This window comes from Knoellia tibetensis, assembly GCF_048606415.1.
GTDB lineage: Bacteria > Actinomycetota > Actinomycetes > Actinomycetales > Dermatophilaceae > Knoellia > Knoellia tibetensis.
The window spans coordinates 158,386-178,976 of record NZ_JBMBWF010000002.1 but is presented as its reverse complement, the minus strand read 5'-3'; the positions used below and the strand labels follow the sequence as shown (position 1 = coordinate 178,976).

At 71.3% G+C, this 20,591-nt stretch carries 20 protein-coding genes; 13 read left to right on the top strand and 7 right to left on the bottom strand.

The window, feature by feature from the left end; translation table 11 throughout:
* Positions 1-10: 10 nt before the first annotated feature.
* Complete coding sequence (gene corA / locus ACOJV7_RS12675) at positions 11-994, bottom strand: magnesium/cobalt transporter CorA (RefSeq protein ID WP_420190567.1); 984 nt, start codon at positions 992-994, stop codon at positions 11-13.
* A 29-nt stretch (positions 995-1,023) separates the two neighbouring features.
* Between corA and ACOJV7_RS12670 the strand changes: the two genes are divergently transcribed.
* From ACOJV7_RS12670 to mshC, 8 genes are read left to right on the top strand one after another with little or no spacing between them, the layout of a single operon-like run.
* Positions 1,024-1,716, top strand: coding sequence for an MSMEG_4193 family putative phosphomutase (locus ACOJV7_RS12670; RefSeq protein ID WP_420190566.1), 693 nt, complete (start codon positions 1,024-1,026; stop codon positions 1,714-1,716).
* A gap of 40 nt (positions 1,717-1,756) precedes the next feature.
* Positions 1,757-2,449: an energy-coupling factor ABC transporter permease gene (locus ACOJV7_RS12665; protein WP_420190565.1), complete on the top strand. Its 693-nt coding sequence runs from the start codon at positions 1,757-1,759 to the stop codon at positions 2,447-2,449.
* Positions 2,446-2,772: a PDGLE domain-containing protein gene (locus ACOJV7_RS12660; RefSeq protein ID WP_420190564.1), complete on the top strand. Its 327-nt coding sequence runs from the start codon at positions 2,446-2,448 to the stop codon at positions 2,770-2,772. The genes ACOJV7_RS12665 and ACOJV7_RS12660 overlap by 4 nt, the downstream gene beginning before the upstream one ends.
* Before the next feature lie 49 nt (positions 2,773-2,821).
* Positions 2,822-3,535 carry a cobalt ECF transporter T component CbiQ gene (gene cbiQ / locus ACOJV7_RS12655; RefSeq protein WP_420190563.1) on the top strand — a complete coding sequence of 238 codons (714 nt, stop codon included), beginning with the start codon at positions 2,822-2,824 and terminating at the stop codon, positions 3,533-3,535.
* On the top strand, positions 3,532-4,263 hold the full coding sequence (locus ACOJV7_RS12650; RefSeq protein WP_420190562.1) for an energy-coupling factor ABC transporter ATP-binding protein: 732 nt from the start codon (positions 3,532-3,534) through the stop codon (positions 4,261-4,263). Before cbiQ ends, ACOJV7_RS12650 begins: the two co-directional genes overlap by 4 nt.
* Before the next feature lie 9 nt (positions 4,264-4,272).
* On the top strand, positions 4,273-4,782 hold the full coding sequence (locus ACOJV7_RS12645) for a DUF3090 domain-containing protein (protein ID WP_420190561.1): 510 nt from the start codon (positions 4,273-4,275) through the stop codon (positions 4,780-4,782).
* 4 nt (positions 4,783-4,786) lie between these two features.
* Complete coding sequence (locus tag ACOJV7_RS12640) at positions 4,787-5,578, top strand: SCO1664 family protein (protein WP_420190560.1); 792 nt, start codon at positions 4,787-4,789, stop codon at positions 5,576-5,578.
* Positions 5,579-5,600: 22 nt separating this feature from the next.
* Positions 5,601-6,845 (top strand): cysteine--1-D-myo-inosityl 2-amino-2-deoxy-alpha-D-glucopyranoside ligase, encoded by a 1,245-nt coding sequence (gene mshC / locus ACOJV7_RS12635; RefSeq protein ID WP_420190559.1) that lies wholly within the window; start codon positions 5,601-5,603, stop codon positions 6,843-6,845.
* A gap of 28 nt (positions 6,846-6,873) precedes the next feature.
* Here the strand turns inward: mshC and ACOJV7_RS12630 are convergent, their stop codons facing one another.
* On the bottom strand, positions 6,874-7,719 hold the full coding sequence (locus ACOJV7_RS12630; protein WP_420190558.1) for a PAC2 family protein: 846 nt from the start codon (positions 7,717-7,719) through the stop codon (positions 6,874-6,876).
* Positions 7,720-7,767: 48 nt separating this feature from the next.
* Here ACOJV7_RS12630 and ACOJV7_RS12625 point away from each other — a divergent pair, with 48 nt between their 5' ends.
* A complete protein-coding gene (locus ACOJV7_RS12625; protein WP_420190557.1) occupies positions 7,768-8,475 on the top strand; it encodes an HAD family hydrolase in 708 nt (235 codons plus the stop codon).
* On the opposite strand, the gene ACOJV7_RS12620 is transcribed toward ACOJV7_RS12625, so the two are convergent.
* Both ACOJV7_RS12620 and ACOJV7_RS12615 read right to left on the bottom strand, forming a co-directional pair.
* Positions 8,404-9,249, bottom strand: coding sequence for a RecB family exonuclease (locus ACOJV7_RS12620; protein WP_420190556.1), 846 nt, complete (start codon positions 9,247-9,249; stop codon positions 8,404-8,406). The genes ACOJV7_RS12625 and ACOJV7_RS12620 overlap by 72 nt on opposite strands.
* A gap of 196 nt (positions 9,250-9,445) precedes the next feature.
* On the bottom strand, positions 9,446-10,705 hold the full coding sequence (locus tag ACOJV7_RS12615) for an MFS transporter (protein WP_420190555.1): 1,260 nt from the start codon (positions 10,703-10,705) through the stop codon (positions 9,446-9,448).
* 150 nt (positions 10,706-10,855) lie between these two features.
* Here ACOJV7_RS12615 and ACOJV7_RS12610 point away from each other — a divergent pair, with 150 nt between their 5' ends.
* Positions 10,856-11,365: a MarR family winged helix-turn-helix transcriptional regulator gene (locus ACOJV7_RS12610; RefSeq protein WP_420190554.1), complete on the top strand. Its 510-nt coding sequence runs from the start codon at positions 10,856-10,858 to the stop codon at positions 11,363-11,365.
* A 79-nt stretch (positions 11,366-11,444) separates the two neighbouring features.
* On the opposite strand, the gene metH is transcribed toward ACOJV7_RS12610, so the two are convergent.
* The gene (metH, locus tag ACOJV7_RS12605) at positions 11,445-15,191 is read right to left on the bottom strand and encodes a methionine synthase (RefSeq protein WP_420190782.1); all 3,747 of its coding nucleotides are present in this window, start codon (positions 15,189-15,191) and stop codon (positions 11,445-11,447) included.
* A 118-nt stretch (positions 15,192-15,309) separates the two neighbouring features.
* Here metH and ACOJV7_RS12600 point away from each other — a divergent pair, with 118 nt between their 5' ends.
* The 3 genes from ACOJV7_RS12600 to arc are packed head-to-tail and all read left to right on the top strand — an operon-like array spanning position 15,310 to position 19,121.
* The gene (locus ACOJV7_RS12600) at positions 15,310-16,410 is read left to right on the top strand and encodes a site-2 protease family protein (protein ID WP_420190553.1); all 1,101 of its coding nucleotides are present in this window, start codon (positions 15,310-15,312) and stop codon (positions 16,408-16,410) included.
* A gap of 11 nt (positions 16,411-16,421) precedes the next feature.
* Positions 16,422-17,423, top strand: coding sequence for a tRNA (adenine-N1)-methyltransferase (locus ACOJV7_RS12595; protein ID WP_420190552.1), 1,002 nt, complete (start codon positions 16,422-16,424; stop codon positions 17,421-17,423).
* A gap of 33 nt (positions 17,424-17,456) precedes the next feature.
* The gene (gene arc, locus ACOJV7_RS12590) at positions 17,457-19,121 is read left to right on the top strand and encodes a proteasome ATPase (RefSeq protein ID WP_420190551.1); all 1,665 of its coding nucleotides are present in this window, start codon (positions 17,457-17,459) and stop codon (positions 19,119-19,121) included.
* Between the two features lie 113 nt (positions 19,122-19,234).
* Here arc and ACOJV7_RS12585 read toward each other — a convergent pair whose 3' ends face one another.
* Both ACOJV7_RS12585 and ACOJV7_RS12580 read right to left on the bottom strand, forming a co-directional pair.
* Complete coding sequence (locus tag ACOJV7_RS12585; protein ID WP_420190550.1) at positions 19,235-19,582, bottom strand: DUF3054 domain-containing protein; 348 nt, start codon at positions 19,580-19,582, stop codon at positions 19,235-19,237.
* 3 nt (positions 19,583-19,585) lie between these two features.
* The gene (locus tag ACOJV7_RS12580) at positions 19,586-20,575 is read right to left on the bottom strand and encodes a ribose-phosphate diphosphokinase (RefSeq protein ID WP_420190549.1); all 990 of its coding nucleotides are present in this window, start codon (positions 20,573-20,575) and stop codon (positions 19,586-19,588) included.
* Positions 20,576-20,591: the final 16 nt, after the last annotated feature.

The following is a 20,591-nucleotide window of genomic DNA, read 5'->3' as shown; positions in this document are numbered from 1 at the left end:
ACGGCACGGCCTAGAGCCAGCTCACCTTCTTGAACGTGGCGTAGAGCCCGACGCACGCGGCGGCCATGACGCCGAGGACGAGGAAGTAGCCGTAGTGCCAGTGCAGCTCCGGCATGTTGTCGAAGTTCATGCCGTAGATGCCCGCGATCATCGTCGGCACCGCGGCGATGGCGACCCACGCCGAGATCTTGCGCATGTCGGCGTTCTGCTGGACCGAGATCTTGGCGAGGTTGGCGCTGAGGACGTCGCTGAGGAGGCGGTCGTAGGACTCGACGCGGTCGGCGACGAAGTGCAGGTGGTCGTCGACGTCGCGGAAGAGCAGGCGCAGCTCCTCGTGCGGCTGGGGAGAGCGCGTGCTCGTGTGCAGCATCCGCAGTGGCGCGATGAGCGGTGTGATCGCGCGCCGGAACTCGAGGACCTCCCGCTTGAGGCGGTAGATCGCGTCGGAGGAGACGAGCCCCTCGGAGAAGACCCCCTCCTCGATCTCGTCGATGTCGCGGGCGAGCTCGACGTCGATCTCGCGGTACTGGTCGACGACGCGGTCCATGATCGCGTGCAGCGCCGACATGGGGCCCAGCGCGAGCTTCTCGCGGTCGGCCTCCAGCTCGCGACGGACGCCGGTGAGCGGGGTCAGCTCGCCGCGGCGGATCGTGAGGACGAAGTGGTCGCCGACGTGGACCATGAGCTCGCCGGTCTCGACGTCCGAGGTCTCCTCGATGTAGCTGAGCGTCTTGAGCACGACGAAGAACGTGCGGCCGTAGGCCTCGATCTTGGCCCGCTGACGGCCCTTGACGGCGTCCTCGATCGCGAGGGGGTGCAGCCCCAGCCCGAGCTCCTCGTTGACGCTCTCGAGCTCGTCCATCGACGGGTCCTTGAGCCCGATCCAGATGAAGTCGGTGTCCGACCCGGTCTCGCGGATGGCCTCGAGCTCGTCGCTGAGGTCGCCGCACGTGTCGCGCCGTCCGCCACGGTAGAGCGCCTTGTCGATGATCACGCGCGTCATTGTTGCCTACAGTGGGCGCCGTGGCTCTGCTCCTGCTCGTCCGACACGGGCACTCGACAGCGAACGCCGACGCCGTCCTCGCGGGATGGACCGAAGGCGTCGGTCTCACCGACCGGGGGCGAGGCGACGTCGAGCGCGTCGCCGCCCGTCTCGCCGGGCTCGACATCGCCCGGCTCGTCACGAGCCCGCTCCAGCGGTGCCGTGAGACCGCCGCCATCCTCCTGCCGGGCGCGACTGCCGAGGTCGTCGAGGACCTGGGGGAGTGCCGCTACGGCGCGTGGACCGGGCGCCGGCTCGCCGACCTCACCTCCGAGCCGCTCTGGCGCACGGTTCAGGACGACCCGGCGTCGGCCCGCTTCCCCGAGAGCGACACCTATGCCTCGGAGTCGCTGACCGAGATGACCGAGCGCACGGTCGCCGCGATCCGGCGGATCGACGAGGAGGTGACGCAGGAACGCGGACCCGATGCGGTCTGGGTCGCCGTGAGCCACGGCGACCCCATCAAGGCGGTCATCGCCGACGCCGTCGGCGCCGGCATCTCGGGCCTGCAGCGGGTGCACGTCGACCCCGCGTCGGTCTCGGTCATCCGCCGCACCGGCGAGCGGTCGATGGTGCTCGCCACGAACTCGTCGGGGGAGGCGCTCCGCGCCGCGGCCGCCCGCCCGGCGACCGTGCCCCCGGGCGACGCCACCGTGGGAGGAGGCACGGGCTAGAGTCCTTGTTGCAAATACTTGGCAACAAGGAAGGCGCGACATGCACGTCCCCGACGGGTTCCTCGACGCTCCGACGTCGCTCGCGACGGCCGCCGTGGCCGCGGGCGCCGTGGGTCTGGCCCTCGGCCGGGCCCGACGCGAGCTCGACGACCGCACGGCCCCACTGGCCGGTCTCGTCGCCGTCTTCGTCTTCGCTGCCCAGATGCTCAACTTCCCGGTCGGTGCCGGCACGTCCGGCCACCTCCTCGGTGGTGCGCTCGCTGCGGTCCTCGTGGGTCCGTGGACGGCGACGCTCTGCCTCACCGTCGTCCTCGCCGTCCAGAGCCTGCTCTTCGCCGACGGCGGGATCACCGCCCTCGGCACCAACGTCGTCCTCATGGCGGTCGTCGGCGTCTGGACCGGCTGGCTCGTCTTCGTCGGCCTGCGCCGTCTCGTGCGCCCGACCGGGATGAGCGTCGTCCCCGCCCTCGCGGGCGTCGCGGCGGTCGTCTCCGTCCCGGCCGCTGCCCTGACCTTCACCGCCCTGTATGCCGTCGGCGGCCACGCGCCGATCCCGCTCGCCGAGCTCACCGCGGCGATGCTCGGCTGGCACACCCTCATCGGCCTCGGCGAGGGTGCCATCACGTTCCTCGCCGTCGGCAGCATCATCGCCACCCGACCCGACCTCGTGCACGGCGCCCGTGACCTCGGTGCTCGCCAGGAGCTCGAGATCCGGACAGGAGCCACTGCATGAGCACCCCAGCACCCCGCAGCCGCGTGTCGACCAGGCGCCTCGTCGTGGCCGGACTCGTCGTCTGTGCCGTCCTCGCCGGCGTGGTGTCGGCCTGGGCGTCCGCGAGCCCCGACGGTCTCGAGCATGTCGCCGAGACCCTCGGATTTCTCGACTCGGCGACCGACCACGGCAGCGCCGGCTCGCCCTTCGCCGACTACGGCACGGCCGGGGTCGAGAGCCCAGGGCTGTCGGGCGGCCTCGCTGGGCTCGTCGGGGTCGTCGTCGTGGCTGTCGTCGCCTTCGGGCTCATGCACCTGCTGCGTCGCCGCGGCTCCGACGACTGACGTGGGCTCCGGTCACGGGCCGCACCTCCACGTCGAGGGGAACTCGCCGGTGCACCGCCTCCCGGCGCACACCAAGCTCGTCGGCCTGCTCGCCTTCGTGCTCCTCGTCGTGGCCCTGCCGCGCGAGGCCCACCTCGTGCGCCTTGCGATGCTCGTCGTCGCCCTGGGTGTCGTCGCCGCGACCCGCGTCCCGGCACGGCACGTCCTCGGCCGGCTCGTCGTCGAGGTCCCCTTCGTCGTCTTCGCGCTGCTCCTTCCGTTCATCGCCACCGGGCCGCGCCGGACGCTCGGGCCCCTCACCGTCTCGCGGGACGGCCTCGACGCCGGTCTTGCCCTGCTCGTCACGGCGACGACGAGCGTGCTCATGGCGATCGCCTTCGCGACGACGACGTCGAGCCGGGACCTCGTGCGTGCCCTGCAGCACCTGCGGGTGCCGGACCGACTCGTCCAGATCCTCGCCTTCATGGTCAGATACCTCGGTGTCGTCGGATCGCAGGCCCAGCGGATGAAGGTCGCCCGGGACTCACGCGGCTTCCGCCCCCGCTCGCTGGGCTCGTGGCCCGTCCTCGCGTCGAGCGCCGGATCGCTCTTCATCCGCTCCTACGAGCGTGGCGAGCGCGTCCACCTCGCGATGCTGTCGCGCGGCTACTCCGGTCGTATGCCGGTGACCGACCCGCTCCGGGCCGGCGTCCGCGACTGGGCCCGGGCGCTCCTCCCTGCCGCGCTCGCCACCGTCGCGCTCGTCGCGGGGTATGCCGGGTGAGCACCCCCGTCCTCGACGTCCGGGGCCTCGCGTTCGCCTACCCGGACGGCCACCAGGCGCTCTTCGGCGTCGACCTGCACGTGCACCGCGGGGAGCGCGTCGCCCTCCTCGGCCCCAACGGCGCTGGCAAGACGACGCTCGTCCTCCACCTCAACGGCATCCTCGAGGGAGGCGCCGGCACGGTGTCGGTCTCCGGGCTGCCGGTCACGCGCGAGAACCTTCTCGAGATCCGTCGCCGGGTCGGCATCGTCTTCCAGGACCCCGACGACCAGCTCTTCATGCCGACGGTGCGCGACGACGTCGCCTTCGGGCCGGCCAACCTCGGCCTGCGCGGCGACGAGCTCGACGCTCGGGTCGACAGCGCCCTGGCGGCCGTGGGGATGCTGGATCTCGCCGGGCGGGCTCCGCACCACCTGTCCTTCGGTCAGCGGCGCCGGGTGGCCATTGCCACGGTGCTCGCGATGGAGCCCGAGATCCTCGTCCTCGACGAGCCGTCCTCGAACCTTGACCCCGCCTCGCGGCGGGAGCTCGTCGAGCTCGTCGAGTCGCTCGACGTCACCGTGCTCATGGTCACCCACGACCTGCCCTTCGCCCTCCAGCTGTGCGAACGGGCTGTCGTGCTCTCCGACGGGGTCGTGGCCGCCGACGGCGACACCAAGGACCTGCTGGGCGACGCGGCGCTGCTACGGACCCACCGCCTCGAGATGCCCTGGGGCTTCTCGGGTTAGTCTGCGCGCATGGCGTTCAGTGACTTCGACCCGCCGGAGCGATTCGTCGCCGGCACCGTCGGTCCACCCGGAGGCCGCACCTTCTTCCTCCAGGCGCGTGGCCGCGGCCGGCTCGTGTCCGTGTCGATCGAGAAGGTCCAGGTCGGCATCCTCGCGGACCGGATCGTCGACCTGCTCGACTCCGTGGGCGGGCCCGAGGGTTCCGACGCCGTCGCCGAGCAGCACGTCGACACCGACGCCCTCGAGACGCCGATCGAGGACGAGTTCCGGGTCGACACCGTGAGCCTCGCCTGGGACGAGGAGCGCTCGGCCGTCGTCATCGAGTGCCACGACCGTGACCCCGAGGAGGAGTCCCCCTCGGAGAGCGTGCGCGTCGTCCTGGACGCCACCTCGGCACGTGCCTTCGCCCGCCGGTGCCAGGCGATCGTCGCCGCCGGCCGTCCCCCCTGCCCGTTCTGCGGGCAGCCGCTCGACCCCGAGGGGCACATCTGCCCCCGGGCCAACGGCTACAAGCGCTAGACCCGTGGCCGCCGAGGTCGAGCACCTGCTCGCCGAGGGCGAGGTCGAGCTCCTCGGGCGGATCGTCGACTCGTCCAACGGCGCCGTCCTCGTGCGGGTCGGCCTCGACGGGGAGACCCGGCTCGCGATCCACAAGCCCGTCGCCCTCGAGCGACCCCTCTGGGACTACCCCGACGGCACCCTCGCCGGACGGGAGCGCGCGGCCTACGTCGTCAGCGAGGCCGGGCACTTCGGCGTCGTCCCGACGACGGTGCTGCACGACGGGCCGTGGGGGACGGCGTCGACACAGGAGTGGATGGGACGGCCCGACGTCGCTCCGGACCTCGTCGTCGACGTCGTCGCGCCCGACGCGGTGCCCGCGGGCTGGCGCGAGGTGCTCAGGGGCGAGACGCCCGACGGCGAGGAGGTCGTCGTCGCGCACGCCGACGACGCCCGGCTGCGGACGGCCGCGGTCTTCGACGCCCTCATCAACAACTCCGACCGCAAGGGCGGCCACCTGCTCGTCGTCGGCGGCGGACTCTGGGGCGTCGACCACGGCGTGAGCCTCGGCGTCGAGCCCAAGCTGCGCACGGTGCTGTGGGGCTGGGCAGGGGAGCCGTGCGACGACGCGGACCTCGAGCGCGTGGAGCGCGTCCGGGCCGCCCTCGCCGAGGGCACCCTGCGCGCCGAGCTCACCGGGCTCCTCACCCCCGACGAGGTCGCTGCTCTGCAGGCGCGGGCCGAGCGGCTGCTCGCGACCGGGCTCCACCCGCTGCCGACCCCCGGCTGGCCGGCCATCCCGTGGCCGGCCATGTGAACGGCCGCCGTAGGCTTCCTCCGTGATCTCGTGGCCCACCCCGTTCCTGCCCGCCGTTCCCGGACACGGGGAGCCACTCCGGCTCCACGACACGAGCTCGGGGGAGCTGCGCGAGGTCGCTCCCGGACCGGTGGCCCGCCTCTATGTCTGCGGGATCACGCCCTACGACGCCACCCACCTCGGCCACGCCGCCACCTACGTTGCCTTCGACCTCGTCGGCCGGGTCCTGCGCGACAACGGGCACGAGGTGCACTACACGCAGAACGTCACCGACGTCGACGACCCGCTGCTCGAGCGGGCCGAGCGTGACGGCATCGACTGGCGCGACCTCGCGGCCGCCGAGGGCGACCTCTTCCGCGAGGACATGACCGCCCTGCAGGTCATCCCGCCCGAGGACTACGTCGGCGTCGTCGAGGCCATGCCGACCATCGCGGACCTCGTGCGGCGCACGGTCGAGAGCGGGACGGCATACGAGGTGACGTCCGACGAGGCGAGCGGCCCGGACCTCTACGTCGACCTCGCCAAGGTGCGCGACTTCGGGTCGGTCTCCGGTTGGACGCGCGAGCAGATGCTCGAGGTCTTCGCCGAGCGCGGCGGAGACCCCGACCGCCCCGGCAAGCGCGACGAGCTCGACCCGCTGCTCTGGCGCGGCGCCCGCGAGGGCGAGCCGTCGTGGGAGTTCGAAGGACTGCCCGCGGGGCGCCCGGGCTGGCACGTCGAGTGCACCGCCATCGCTCTCGACCGCCTCGGCGTGCCGATGGACGTCAACGGCGGCGGCTCGGACCTCATCTTCCCGCACCACGAGATGACCGTCGCCCAGGCGAGCGCGGTCGGTGTCCACGACTACGCCGCGATCCACGCCCACGCCGGCATGGTCGGCCTCGACGGGCACAAGATGAGCAAGTCCCGCGGCAACCTCGTCCTCGTCTCCAAGCTGCGCGAGGACGGCGTCGACCCGATGGCGATCCGTCTCGTCCTGCTCGGCCAGCACTACCGCAGCGACTGGGACTACACCGAGGAGCTCCTGCGCACGGCGCAGGCGCGGCTCGCGCGGTGGCGCGAGGCCCTCTCGGTCAACGCCGCCGGGTCGTCCGACCACGCCGTGGCAGCGGTGCGAACGGCGCTGGCCGACGACCTCGACGCGCCGGCCGCCCTTGCCGCGGTGGACGCGTGGGTCGAGCACACCCTGACCGTCGGGGGCGACGACGCCGGGGCGCCGGGCGTGCTCGCGCGCGCCCTCGACGCCCTCCTCGGCGTCCGCGTCTGAGGCCGCGCCGGCAGGCTCGGCCGGCGGCTCAGTCCTCCGTGCCGCGCTTGCGGAGGTAGCGCTCGAACTCCTTGGCGATGGCGTCGCCGCTCGCCTCGGGCAGCTCGGCGGTGTCCTGTGCGTCCTCGAGGGACTCGACGTACTCGGCCACCTCCGCGTCCTCCGACGCGAGCGCGTCGAGCCCGTTCTCCCAGGCGCGGGCGTCCTCGTCGAGGCTTCCGTGCTGGATCGGCGCGTCGAGGAGGTCCTCGAGGCACGACACGATCGCCCGGGTCGCCTTGGGTGAGGGCGTGTGGTGGGCGTAGTGGGGCACCGCCGCCCAGATCGAGATCGAGCTCACCCCCACCTGCACCGCGGCGTCGGCGAGGACCCCGACGATGCCCGTCGGGCCCTCGTAGGTGCTCGACTCGATGTCGTGGCGGTGGCGGGTGTCCTCGTTGTCGGAGGTGGCCGTGACCTGGATCGGGCGGGTGTGCGCCACGTCGGCGAGGAGCGCGCCGAGCGTGATGACGGTCGTGACGTCGGCGGCCTGCGCGAGCTCCATGAGCTCGATCGCGAAGGCGCGCCAGCGGAACGACGGCTCGACGCCCTGGACGAGGACGACGTCGCGGCCGATGGGCGTGTCGGTGGCCACGAGGATCCTCGTCGTGCGCCAGCTGATCCGCCGACGGCCGTTCTCGACGACGACCCGGGGGCGGTTGACCTGGAAGTCGTAGTAGTCCTCGGGGTCGAGCGCGGCGACCGGCTCGGCACCCCACAGCTCGGCGAGGTGCTCGATGACACCGGTGGCCGCCTCGCCGGCGTCGTTCCAGCCCTCGAACGCCGCGATCATCACAGCGTTCTCTAGGTCGGGCAGGTCGTCGAGTTCGATCAACGCATCCTCCTCGTAGGTCCGGCTCCACCCTATTCGTAGACTCCACGCATGACGTTGCCTGCCGCAGTTCTCTGGGACATGGACGGGACCCTCGTCGACACCGAGCCCTACTGGATCGCGGCGGAGCACGCCATCGTCGAGGAGCACGGTGGCGTCTGGTCCGACGAGTTCGCGCACCAGCTCGTCGGCAACGACCTCATGGTGAGCGCCGAGTTCATCCGTGACAACTCGCCGATCACGTGGGAGCCCGAGCGGATCATCGAGGAGCTCCTCGTCCGGGTCACCGCACAGGTGCGTGAGCACGTCCCGTGGCGGCCGGGTGCGCGCGAGCTGCTCGCGGCGCTGCTCGAGGCCGGTGTCCCCAACGCCCTCGTGACGATGTCGTGGCGCTCGCTCGCCGGGGCGGTTGTCGAGGCGCTGCCGGACGACACCTTCGCCGCCATCGTGACCGGCGACGAGGTCGAGCACGGCAAGCCGCATCCGGAGCCCTACCACGCGGCGGCGCGCATGCTCGGCGTCGACGCCCGTGACTGCATCGCCATCGAGGACTCTCCGACGGGAGTCCGCTCGGCCGTGGCCGCGGGCGTCCCGACGATCGCGGTGCCGCACGTCGTGCCGGTGCCCGTCACGCGCGGTGCGGTGCAGCTGCCGAGCCTGCGCGGACTGACCCCCGAGGACCTCGTCTCAGTCGTCGCCGACGAGCGCCTCGCCCGTGACGCGCGGGTCGAGGACGAGACGACCGGCGTCGGCGGGTAGCGGCGGGGGAGTGCCACCCCACTCGGGGCACAGCTCCTTGAAGTCGCACCAGTCGCACAGCCGTGACGTGCGCGGCCGCCAGTCGCCGGTCTCGCTGGCCCGCACGATGGCCTGCCACACCGCCTGGACGTTGCGCTCGAGCCCGAGGAGGTCGTGCTCGTCGGGCTCGTAGCGGACGATCTCGCCGTTGCCGAGGTAGACGAGCTGGAGCTGCTTGGGGATGACGCCGCGCTGGCGCCAGAGCACGAGCGCATAGAACTTCATCTGGAAGAGCGCCTTGCCCTCGAACGCCTCGCGCGGCGAGCGACCGGTCTTGTAGTCCACGACCCGCATGGCGCCGTCCGGCGCGATGTCGAGGCGGTCGACGTAGCCGCGCAGGGTGAGGCCCTCGACCTCGGTCTCGACGTAGAGCTCGCGCTCGGCGGGCTCGAGCCACTGCGGGTTCTCGAGGGTGAACCAGCGCTCGACGAGGGCCCCGGCGGCGGCAAACCAGCCGTCCTCGTCGAGGGTCTCGTCGTCCTCGATCATCGTCGCGAGCTCGGGCCGCTCCTCGACGAGGCTGGCCCACCGCGGCTGGAGCAGGGAGAGCGCGGCCTCGGGCGTGCGCTCGGCGGCCGGCAGCTCGAAGAGGTGCTCGAGGACCTCGTGCACGAGGGTCCCGCGGGCCGCGGCGGGCGAGGGCGGCCCGTCGAGCTTGTCGATCGTCCGGAACCGGAAGAGCAGCGGGCACTGCTTGAAGTCCGCTGCGCGGCTCGGGGACAGGGCGGGAACCATAGACTCCACCGTATGCCGTCGCTCCGACACCCCGACGCACCTCACCGTCCGTGCCGCTTGCGTCCGCAACCCTGGCAGCAGAGCCACCAGAATCGCGGACGCAAGGTGTGCCGCGCGGACGGCATACCCCTTGCGTCCGGCAGGGTGCCGGCCTGGCAACCACAGTTGCGGACGCAAGGTGTGCCGCGCGGTCGCCTCAGGCGGCGAGGACCGCCTCGTCGGACCCGGACCGCGTGCCCGACGCCCCCTCGACCGCGGCGCGACGCATGGCACCACGGAGGCGCCACGCGGCATACACCGCGAGCAGGCTGATCGCGAGGTGCAGTCCGAGGAAGCCGTTGGCGAAGCCCGCTCCGAGAAGGGCGCCCGCGACGAGCGGCCCGACGGCCGAGAAGGTCGTCTGGAGGGCTCCGAAGATGCCGAGCGTCTGGCCGACCATGCCGGCCGGGGCCAGGGATGCGGTGAGCGGGTTGAGGACCGGGCTGTACATCGTCTCGCCGACGGCGAAGATGCCGAACGTCGTGACGAACATCGCCGAGGCGACACCTGGCGCGAACTGGGCCGACGACAGGACCATCCACGACAGCACCCAGATCGCACCGACGGCCATGAGCAGCGTGGGCGCGCTGCGGTTGGCCGTGAGACGCACGACGATGACCTGGAGCGCGACGATGACGACGGCGTTGACGGCCGCGGCCGTGCCGATGGCCGCCGTGTCGATGTCGAGGACCGTGAGGCCGTAGGCCGGGAGGCCGGACTCGAACTGCGCGTAGAAGCCGAGGGCGAGGGTCACCGTGACGACGGCGGTCCACCGCAGCGCCGGGCTCGCGAAGATGAGCCGCAGGGACTCGCGCGGGCTCGACGGCGCGGACACGTCGGTGACGAGGTCGGCACCCGGGTGGATGCCGGCACCGCGGCCGGCGAGACCGATGATGAGGGAGGAGAGCGCGAAACCGGCTGCGGCGGTGAGGAACCCGACGTCGAGACCCTGCGGCTGGCGCAGGTCGACGAGGTGCCCGGCGATGTAGGCGCCGGCGGCCATGCCGAGCGCCTCCCCGGTGAACTTGTAGGCGAAGATCTTGCGGCGGTCCCCACTGTCTACCCAGCGGAGCACGAGCACCTGCTTGGCCGGCACGGCGGCGGTGAGCCCGAGCCCGAAGACGAACATCCCCGCGAGGAAGGCAGCGGGGGAGTCGGCGAAGACGAGCGCGCCCACGCCCAGGGCGCCGAGCAGCTGGGCGAGCACGGCGACGAGCACCGGGTCGAAGCGGTCGCTCAGCCGGCCCGCGACGGGCGCCGCGACGAGTGCCCCGATCGAGAACAGCGACGACGCGGCAGCAGCGGCGAACGCGCCCCACCCACGGGTGTCGGCGGCATACGCGTACTGGAACGGGAGGACGGCACCCCATCCGAGCATGCCGATGGACGAGGCGAGGACGAGCAGCTTGGCGCGCACGACGAGGTTCCACCTTTCCGGTGTGTGGCAGGAGACAGACCCCGACCGCACCGGACCGGGACCCACATCGGCTTCGATGCCGAAGAGTTCGAACCCGAATGTTCGATTTCGAAAGGTTAGCATTCGAAGAACGCATGCGACAATCGGGTTATGCCCCGACGACCGAGGTCCGCAGCGCAGCAGCACCGCGACGCCGTCGCGGCCTATGTCGCCGCCGGTGGCGAGGAGTCCGTGCAGCGCGTCATCACGGCTCTCTATGGCGTGACGAAGAAGCTCGACCAGTGGTACGCCCGCCAGCTCGCCGACCTCGACCTCACCCAGGGGGAGTGGGCCGTCGTCGCCTCGCTGGCGCGCGCCGGGGAGGCCTGCCTCACCCCGAGCCAGCTCGCCGAGCTGACGAGCGTCGCTCCGTCGTCCATGACCCACCGCCTCGACAAGATGGTTCAGCGCGGCCTCGTCGCCCGCCGTCCGGACGCCGACAACCGCACGCGCACCCTCGTCTCGCTCACCGCCGAGGGGTGGGAGCTGTTCACCCAGTCGATCCGCGAGTCCGACGTCGTCGAGAGCGACGTGCTGCGCGGCCTCGACGCCGAGGAGCGCGGCGAGCTCGCCCGCCTCCTCGAGGAGGTCATCGCCGAGCTCGACGACGTCGACGCCTGAGGCCGCCGGTCCGGAGACGAGGCCCAGGCGGGGCCGTGAGCCGCCCCGGCGAGGTGCCGGGACGGCATACGGGGCCTTGTCAGTCCTCGGGCTGGTAGCCGAGGTTCGGCGCGAGCCAGCGCTCGGCCTCTGCGAGGGTCCAGCCCTTGCGCTCGGCGTAGTCCTCGACCTGGTCGCGCCCGAGGCGCCCCACGACGAAGTACTGGCTCTGCGGGTGTGCGAAGTACCAGCCGCTCACCGAGGCGCCCGGCGTCATCGCCATCGACTCGGTGAGGTCCATGCCGGCCCGCTCGCGCGCCTGGAGGAGCGAGAAGATCGTCTCCTTCTCGGTGTGGTCGGGGCAGGCGGGGTAGCCCGGAGCCGGCCGGATGCCGGTGTACTTCTCGGCGATGAGGTCCTCGTTGGTGAGGTGCTCGGAGCCCGCGTGGCCCCACAGCTCGCGCCGGACCCGCTCGTGCATCCGCTCGGCGAACGCCTCGGCGAGCCGGTCGGCGAGGGCCTCGAGGAGGATCGCGCTGTAGTCGTCGAGCTCCTCCTTGAAGGCCATGATGCGGTCGTGCGAGCCGAGGCCGGCAGTGACCGCGAAGGCGCCGACGTGGTCGCGGATCCCCGTCTCCTTGGGCGCGACGAAGTCGGAGAGGCACCGGTTGGGCACGCCCTCGCGGTGCTGGCCCTGCTGGCGCAGACCGTGGATCGTCGTGAGCACGGTCTCGCGCGCCTCGTCGGCGTAGACCTCGATGTCGTCGCCCACGGCGTTGGCCGGGAAGAGGCCCACGACGCCGTTGGCGGTGAGCCACTTGCCCTCGATGATCTTGTCGAGCATCGCGTTGGCGTCGTCGAAGAGGCGGCGGGCGGCCTCGCCGGTGGCGGGGTTCGACAGGATGTCGGGGTAGCGGCCCTTCATCTCCCAGGTCTGGAAGAACGGCGTCCAGTCGATGTAGCGGCGCAGCTCCTCGATCGAGTAGTCGGCGAAGACGCGCGTGAACTGCGCGGCCGCCCGGTGCCAGTGCGTGTCCGTGCGCCCCGACCAGACGTCCTTGCTCTGCTGGGCGAGCAGGTGCGGCCGGAACGGCCGGTATGCCGTCCAGTCGACGGGGGTGCGTGCCTTGCGGGCCGCGTCGATCGAGACGAGCGGGCGCTCGGTTCCCTTCGCGGCGTGCCGCGCCCGCATTGAGTCGTAGTCCGCCTTGACGGTGGCGAGGTAGGGCTCACGCTGGGCGTCGGAGAGCAGCTGGCTCACGACGGTCACCGAGCGTGAGGCGTCCTTGACCCAGACCACCGGGCCGGAGTACTGGCCGTCGACCTTGACCGCGGTGTGCGCGCGGGAGGTCGTGGCGCCACCGATGAGCAGCGGGATGTCGAACCCCTGCCGCTCCATCTCCCCGGCCACGCGCACCATCTCGTCGAGCGAGGGGGTGATGAGCCCGGAGAGGCCGATGACGTCGGCGCCCTTCTCCTTGGCCGTGTCGAGGATCTTCTGGGCGGGGACCATGACGCCGAGGTCGATGACGTCGTAGTTGTTGCACTGGAGGACGACGCCGACGATGTTCTTGCCGATGTCGTGGACGTCGCCCTTGACGGTCGCCATGACGATGAGGCCCTTGCTGTTCTGCGTCGTGACTCCCGACCTCTGCTTCTCCGCCTCGATGTAGGGGATGAGGTGGGCGACCGCCTTCTTCATGACACGGGCCGACTTCACGACCTGGGGGAGGAACATCTTGCCGGCGCCGAAGAGGTCGCCGACGACGCCCATGCCGTCCATGAGAGGTCCTTCGATGACCTCGATGGGCTTGCCGCCCGCGGCCTCGATCTCCTGGCGCAGCTCCTCCGTGTCGTCGACGACGAAGTCGTCGATGCCCTTGACCAGCGAGTGCGTGATGCGCTCGCGCACGGGCCGACCACGCCACTCCGACTGGGCGACCTCCGGGGCTGCCTCGCCGGCGTTGTTGAACCGGTCGGCGATCTCGAGGAGCCGCTCGGTGGAGTCGGGGCGGCGGTTGAGGACGACGTCCTCGATCCGCTCGCGCAGCTCGGGGTCGACCTCGTCGAGGACGACGAGGGCGCCGGCGTTGACGATGCCCATGTCCATGCCCGCGGCGATGGCGTGGTAGAGGAAGACGGCGTGGATCGCCTCGCGGACGGGGTTGTTGCCGCGGAACGAGAACGACACGTTGGAGACGCCACCCGACACGAGCGCCCCGGGGAGGTTCTGCTTGATCCACCGGGTCGCCTCGATGAAGTCGGTGCCGTAGGCCGCGTGCTCCTCGATTCCGGTCGCCACCGCGAAGATGTTGGGGTCGAAGATGATGTCGTGCGGGTCCATGCCGACCTCCTGCGTGAGCAGGTCATAGGCACGCTGGCAGATCTCCTTGCGGCGCTCGAGCGAGTCGGCCTGGCCCTCCTCGTCGAAGGCCATGACGACGACGGCGGCGCCGTACTTGCGACAGAGGCGCGCCTGCTCGAGGAAGGGCTCGACGCCCTCCTTCATCGAGATCGAGTTGACGATGGCCTTGCCCTGCGAGCACTTGAGGCCGGTCTCGATGACCTCCCACTTGCTCGAGTCGATCATGAGCGGGACGCGGCAGATGTCGGGCTCGCTCGCGACGAGCTTGACGAAGCGGTCCATCGCGGCGACGCCGTCGATCATCCCCTCGTCCATGTTGATGTCGATGACCTGGGCGCCGGCCTCGACCTGCTGGCGGGCGACCGACAGGGCGGTGGGGTAGTCCTCCTCCTTGATGAGGCGGCGGAACCGGGCCGAGCCGGTGATGTTGGTGCGCTCGCCGACGTTGACGAAGAGCGAGTCCGCCTCGACGGTGAGCGGCTCCAGGCCGCTGAGCCGGAGCGCGCCGGGCACGTCGACCGGGACCCGCGGCGTGCCGTTGGAGGCCGCGTCGGCGATGGCGCCGATGTGCTCGGGCGTCGTGCCGCAGCACCCGCCGAGGACGTTGACGAGGCCGCTCGACGCGAACTCGCCGACGACCGACGCCATCTGGTCCGGCGTCTCGTCGTACTCACCGAAGGCATTGGGCAGGCCCGCGTTGGGGTAGGCCGACACGAAGCAGTCGGCAATCCTCGAGAGCTCGGCGATGTAGGGGCGCAGCTCGTCGGCGCCGAGGGCGCAGTTGAGCCCGACGACGAGCGGGCGGGCGTGGCGGACCGAGTTCCAGAACGCCTCGGTGACCTGGCCCGAGAGGGTGCGGCCCGACGCGTCCGTGATCGTGCCCGAGATGAGGACCGGCCAGCGGCGGCCGAGCTCGTCGAAGAGGGTCTCGAGGGCGAAGATCGCCGCCTTGGCGTTGAGGGTGTCGAAGATCGTCTCGACGAGGAGCGCGTCGGCGCCGCCGTCGACGAGGCCGCGCGCCTGCTCGAGGTAGGCCTCGACGAGCTCGTCGAAGGTGATGTTGCGGGCGCCCGGGTCGTTGACGTCGGGGGAGATCGACGCGGTGCGGGTCGTCGGGCCGAGGGCGCCCATGACCCAGCGCGGACGGCCCGTCTCCTCGGCGACGGCGTCGCAGGCCCTGCGGGCGAGCCGGGCCGCCTCGCGGTTCATCTCGTAGGCGAGGTCGGCCATGTCGTAGTCGCCGAGCGAGATGCGCTGCGCGTTGAAGGTGTTGGTCTCGACCAGGTCGGCCCCGGCCTCGAGGTAGGCCCGGTGGATGCCCTCGATGATCGAGGGCTGGGTGAGGCTGAGCAGGTCGTTGTTGCCACGGAGGTCGCTCGGCCAGTCGGCGAAGCGCTTCCCGCGGTAGTCCTCCTCGGAGAGACCCTCGCGCTGGATCATCGTGCCCATCGCACCGTCGAGGACGAGGACGCGCTCCGACATCGCCGCCGAGAGGTCCGCCGTCGCGTCGGGACGGTGGTCGGTCGCCGTGTCGGTCTCGGTCGTCGCGGTGGAGGTGCTCACCGGTCGAGTATGCCGTGCCCCTTGTAGGGTCGCGCCCATGGCTGCACCTGCTGAGACCCGGTCCTCGGGCCTCGTCATCGCCCGCGTGGGCGGTGTCCCGGTCGAGATCGGCGCCAGCTGGCTCCTCCTCGCGGCCTTCATCACGTTCATCGTCGGCTCGGGCGCGCCCGAGCTGGGCGGTCTCGCCTACGTCGTCGGCCTCGCGTATGCCGTCTCACTCCTCGTCTCCGTGCTCGTCCACGAGGGCGCGCACGCGGCCACGGCCGTGGCCGTGGGGCTTCCGGTCCACAGAGTGGTGGCCGACCTCTGGGGTGGGCACACGGCATACGACCCTCGTCTGTCGACACCCGGGAAGGCGGCGCTCATCGCGGTCGTCGGACCGCTCGCCAACCTCGCGCTCGGCGCAGTGGCGTGGGTCGCTTCGCTCGCCGTGACGTCGGAGGTGCCCGAGCGCGTGCTCTACGGGGTCGCGTTCGTCAACGTTCTGCTGGCGGTCTTCAACCTGCTGCCGGGGCTGCCGCTCGACGGCGGCCAGCTCGTCGACGCCCTCGTGTGGCGGCTGACCGGTCGCCGCGAGAAGGGCCTCATCGCCGCCGGCTGGACCGGGCGCGCCGTCACCGTCGGGGTGGTCCTGTGGTTCGTCGTGCGGCCGCTGCTCGCCGGGCAGCAGCCGTCGTTCACGCAGATCGTCTGGATGGCCCTCATCGGCTTCTTCATGTGGCAGGGGGCCACAGCCGCGATCCGGACCGGCCAGGCGCGGCAGATGCTCGCGCGCGGCACGGTCTCCCAGGTCGTCATGGGGCTTCCTGTGCTCCGTCCCGAGGACCCGCTCGTCGCCGCGGCTGCCACCGCCGGGCAGGCCGTCGTCGTCGACGCGACCGGACGACCGACGGCGCTCGTGTGGGCGCAGGACGCCGCTTCGGTTCCGCGAGAGCTGTGGTCGACGACGCCGGTGTCGGCACTCGCCCGGGTCCAGCCCGACGGCTGGGTCGCGCACACCCGGCGCGGCGACGACCTCACGGCCGTCGTCACGGCGATCCAGGAGTCGCAGAGCACCGTCGTCGTCGCGGTCGAGGACGGGCGGGTGCTCGGCGTCGTCACCGTCGAGGCGGTCAACCGGGTCATCGAGGGCAACTAGACTCCCGCCTCATGAGTGCGACCGGTGCCGACCTTCGACGTGGACCCTTTGCCGAAGGTGAGCGGGTGCAGCTCACGGACTCCAAGGGCCGGCTGCACACCATCACACTCGCACCGGGCAAGCAGTTCCACACCCACCGCGGCTTCCTCCAGCACGACGACCTCATCGGCGCCCCCGACGGCTCGACGGTGACCAACACGGCCGGCTTCGAGTACCTCGCGCTGCGCCCGCTGCTCGCCGACTACGTCATGTCGATGCCGCGCGGTGCCGCCGTCGTCTACCCCAAGGACGCCGGCCAGATCGTGACGATGGCCGACATCTTCCCGGGTGCCGTCGTCGTCGAGGCCGGCGTGGGGTCGGGTGCCCTGTCGATGTCGCTGCTGCGGGCGGTGGGCGAGAGCGGGCGCGTGCACTCCTTCGAGCGGCGCGAGGACTTCGCCGAGATCGCCAAGGCGAACGCCCGCGCCTACTTCGGCGAGGACCACCCGGCGTGGACCGTCACCGTCGGCGACCTCGTCGAGGCGCTGCCCGACCACGTCGAGCCCGGGACCGTCGACCGCGTCGTCCTCGACATGCTCGCGCCGTGGGACTGCCTCGACGTCGTCGGCCGCGCCCTGGCTCCCGGCGGCGTGCTCATCTGCTACGTCGCGACCGCCACCCAGCTCTCCAAGGTCGCCGAGGCCATGCGCGACGCGGGCGAGTGGACCGAGCCGTCGGCGTGGGAGTCGCTCGTGCGCGGCTGGCACCTCGAGGGCCTCGCGGTCCGCCCCCAGCACCGCATGCACGGGCACACCGGGTTCCTCATCACGACCCGCAGGCTGGCGCCCGGCGTCACCCCGCCGCTGCGCAAGCGCCGCCCCGGCAAGGGCTACGACAGCTCCGAGGACGCCGAGGGCACGACGACCGAGACGATCCCCGGTGCGACCGCCGAGGAGTGGACCCCGGAGGCCATCGGAGAACGTGTGCCGTCCGACAAGCGAGTCAGGAAGGTTCGGCGCAGCGTCACGGGTTAGCGTGGAGGTGCACGCCGAGCCGAGGAGGCCACGATGACCGAGTTCACCCCTCCGTCCGACCGCGACGCCACGCGCCGCCTCGAGGGACAGGTCGCCGACCTGCGCTCGCAGGTCAACACCGTCTCCGCCCAGAACGAACGCCTCGTGCGCACGCTGCGCGACGCGCGTGAGCAGATCGTCACGCTCAAGTCCGAGGTCGACCGGCTCGGCCAGCCCCCGTCGGGCTACGGCGTCGTCGTCGAGACGTTCGACGACAAGACCGTCGACGTCCTCACCGGCGGACGCAAGATGCACGTGGCCGTGAGCCCCACCATCGAGCCCGGCGAGATCGAGGTCGGTCGCGAGGTCATGCTCAACGAGGCGATGAACGTCGTCGCGGTGCATGGCTTCGAGCGCGCCGGGGAGGTCGTGCTGCTCAAGGAGATCCTCGACGACGACCGCGTCCTCGTCCTCTCGCGTGCCGACGAGGAGCGCGTATGCCGGGTGGCCGCCTCCCTGGGCGGCGTCAAGCTCCGCGTGGGTGACGCCCTGCTCCTCGAGCCGCGCAGCGCGTTCGTCTACGAGCAGATCCCCAAGGCCGAGGTCGCCGACCTCGTCCTCGAGGAGGTGCCCGACATCGCCTACGACGACATCGGCGGCCTGGGCAGCCAGATCGAGCTCATCCGCGACGCCGTCGAGCTGCCCTACCTGCACCCCGACCTCTTCACCGAGCACCACCTCAAGGCGCCCAAGGGCGTCCTGCTCTACGGTCCGCCCGGCTGTGGCAAGACGATGATCGCCAAGGCGGTCGCCGCGTCGCTGTCGCGCAAGATCGCCGAGAAGGAGGGACGCGAGCCCGGGGCGAGCTACTTCCTCAACATCAAGGGCCCCGAGCTGCTCAACAAGTACGTCGGTGAGACCGAGCGTCACATCCGCGTCATCTTCCAGCGGGCCCGCGAGAAGTCGTCCGAGGGCTTCCCCGTCGTCGTGTTCTTCGACGAGATGGACAGCCTCTTCCGCACCCGTGGGTCGGGTGTCTCGAGCGACGTCGAGACGACGATCGTGCCGCAGCTGCTCAGCGAGATCGACGGCGTCGAGGGGCTCGAGAACGTCATCGTCATCGGTGCGAGCAACCGCGAGGACATGATCGACCCAGCGATCCTGCGTCCCGGTCGCCTCGACGTGAAGATCAAGATCGAGCGGCCCGATGCCCAGAGCGCGACCGAGATCTTCAGCAAGTACCTCACGGCCGACCTGCCGCTGCACGCCGACGACCTCGCCGTGAACGGCGGTTCCCCGGAGGCGACCGTCGAGGCGATGACCCATGCCGTCGTCACGCGGATGTACACCGAGGACGAGGAGAACGAGTTCCTCGAGGTCACCTACGCCGGCGGTGACAAGGAGGTCCTCTACTTCAAGGACTTCAACAGCGGCGCGATGATCCAGAACATCGTCGACCGGGCCAAGAAGATGGCGATCAAGGACCTCCTCACGACCGGCCAGCGCGGCCTGCGCGTCGACCACCTCCTCCAGAGCGTCGTCGACGAGTTCAAGGAGAACGAGGACCTGCCCAACACGACGAACCCGGACGACTGGGCGCGGATCTCGGGCAAGAAGGGGGAGCGGATCGTCTACATCCGCACCCTCATCAAGACCAAGGAGGGCAACGAGCCCGGCCGCTCCATCTCCACGATCGCCAACACCGGCCAGTACCTCTAGGACCCGCCGGACCCTCTGACGGTCCGAGTGGAGCATCACCGGGGTTCCTGCCCCTGCGATCCTCCACCTGGGTCAGGCAGTCAGCCGCCGCTGTCCCACTTCAGCCCGCGGGCCTAGGAGATCCAGCGGGCGAGGAGGCGCCAGCCGAGCATCGTCGCGGCGAGGAAGAGTGTGGCGACGACGACGAACGACGGTGCTGTGCCCGCTGTCGCGAGCCGCCGCAGCAGCATCCCGATGACGACGGTGGCCGCGACGACGATGGCGCCGAACTGCCACGACCGCGGTGACGCGTCGAGGGTGAGCGAGGCGAGCAGCCACCCCGCCGCGGTCCCGCAGAGGAACGGCGCCGCCGTCTCGAGCACCCCGCCGAGGGTGATGCCGTGCGCGTGCGAGCGGCGACCGACGAGGGCGAAGACGAGGACGGCGAGCAGGTCGAGCAGGGGTGCGAGCAGTCGCGCCACGGGTCAGCTCCCGACCTTGTCGAAGAGCGACCCCTGCGGAGGTGCGTGGGTCGGGTCGACGCCGTCAAAGAGGATGCTCACCGACTCGCCCTCGTGGATGCGCGTGATCGCCTCGGCGAACAGACCCGAGACAGTGCGCACCTGGAGCTCGGGCCAGCCGCCGGGGGCCGGCACGGTGTCGGTCGTGACGACCTGGCTCACCATCGGGTGGTTGCGCAGCCGCTCGACGGCCCGGCCCGCGAAGAGCCCGTGCGTGCAGGCGACCGCCGCCTCGGTGACCCCGAAGTCGGCGAGCCGGTCGAGCAGCTCGATGATCGAGCCACCCGTGGCGATCTCGTCGTCGAGCACGATCGCGCGCTTGCCGCGGACGTCGCCGACGATCGAGTCGATGACGACCTTGTCGTCGCTCTCCCGCTTCTTGCTGCCGGCGGCGACGGGCAGGCCGAGCAGGCGCGAGAACTGGGTCGCCTCCTTGGCGTTGCCGAGGTCGGGGGAGACGACGACCGAGTCGGTGAGGTCGGTGCCGCGGAAGTGGTCGGCGAGCACGCCGAGGGCGGTGAGGTGGTCGACCGGCACCGAGAAGAAGCCGTGGACCTGGGGTGCGTGGAGGTTCATCGTCAGCACCCGGTGGGCGCCCGCGGTCGAGATGAGGTCGGCGACGAGCCGGCCTCCGAGCGAGATGCGCGAGGCGTCCTTCTTGTCCGAGCGGGCGTAGGCGAAGTGCGGGATGACGGCCGTGATCTGGGCCGCCGACGCGCCGCGCGCCGCGTCGATCATGAGGAGGAGCTCCATGAGGTGCTCCTGCGTGGGCGGGACGAGCGGCTGGACGATGTAGACGTCGCGCTGGCGGCAGTTGGCGAGCAGCTGCGCCTGCAGGCAGTCGTTGCTGAAGCGCTTGATCTCGCTGCGCGAGAGCGGGACCCCGAGCCGGTCGCAGATCTGGGAGGCGAGCCCCTCGTGGGCGCTACCGGAGAAGACGACGATCTCTCGCATGGTCCGACCCTAGGCC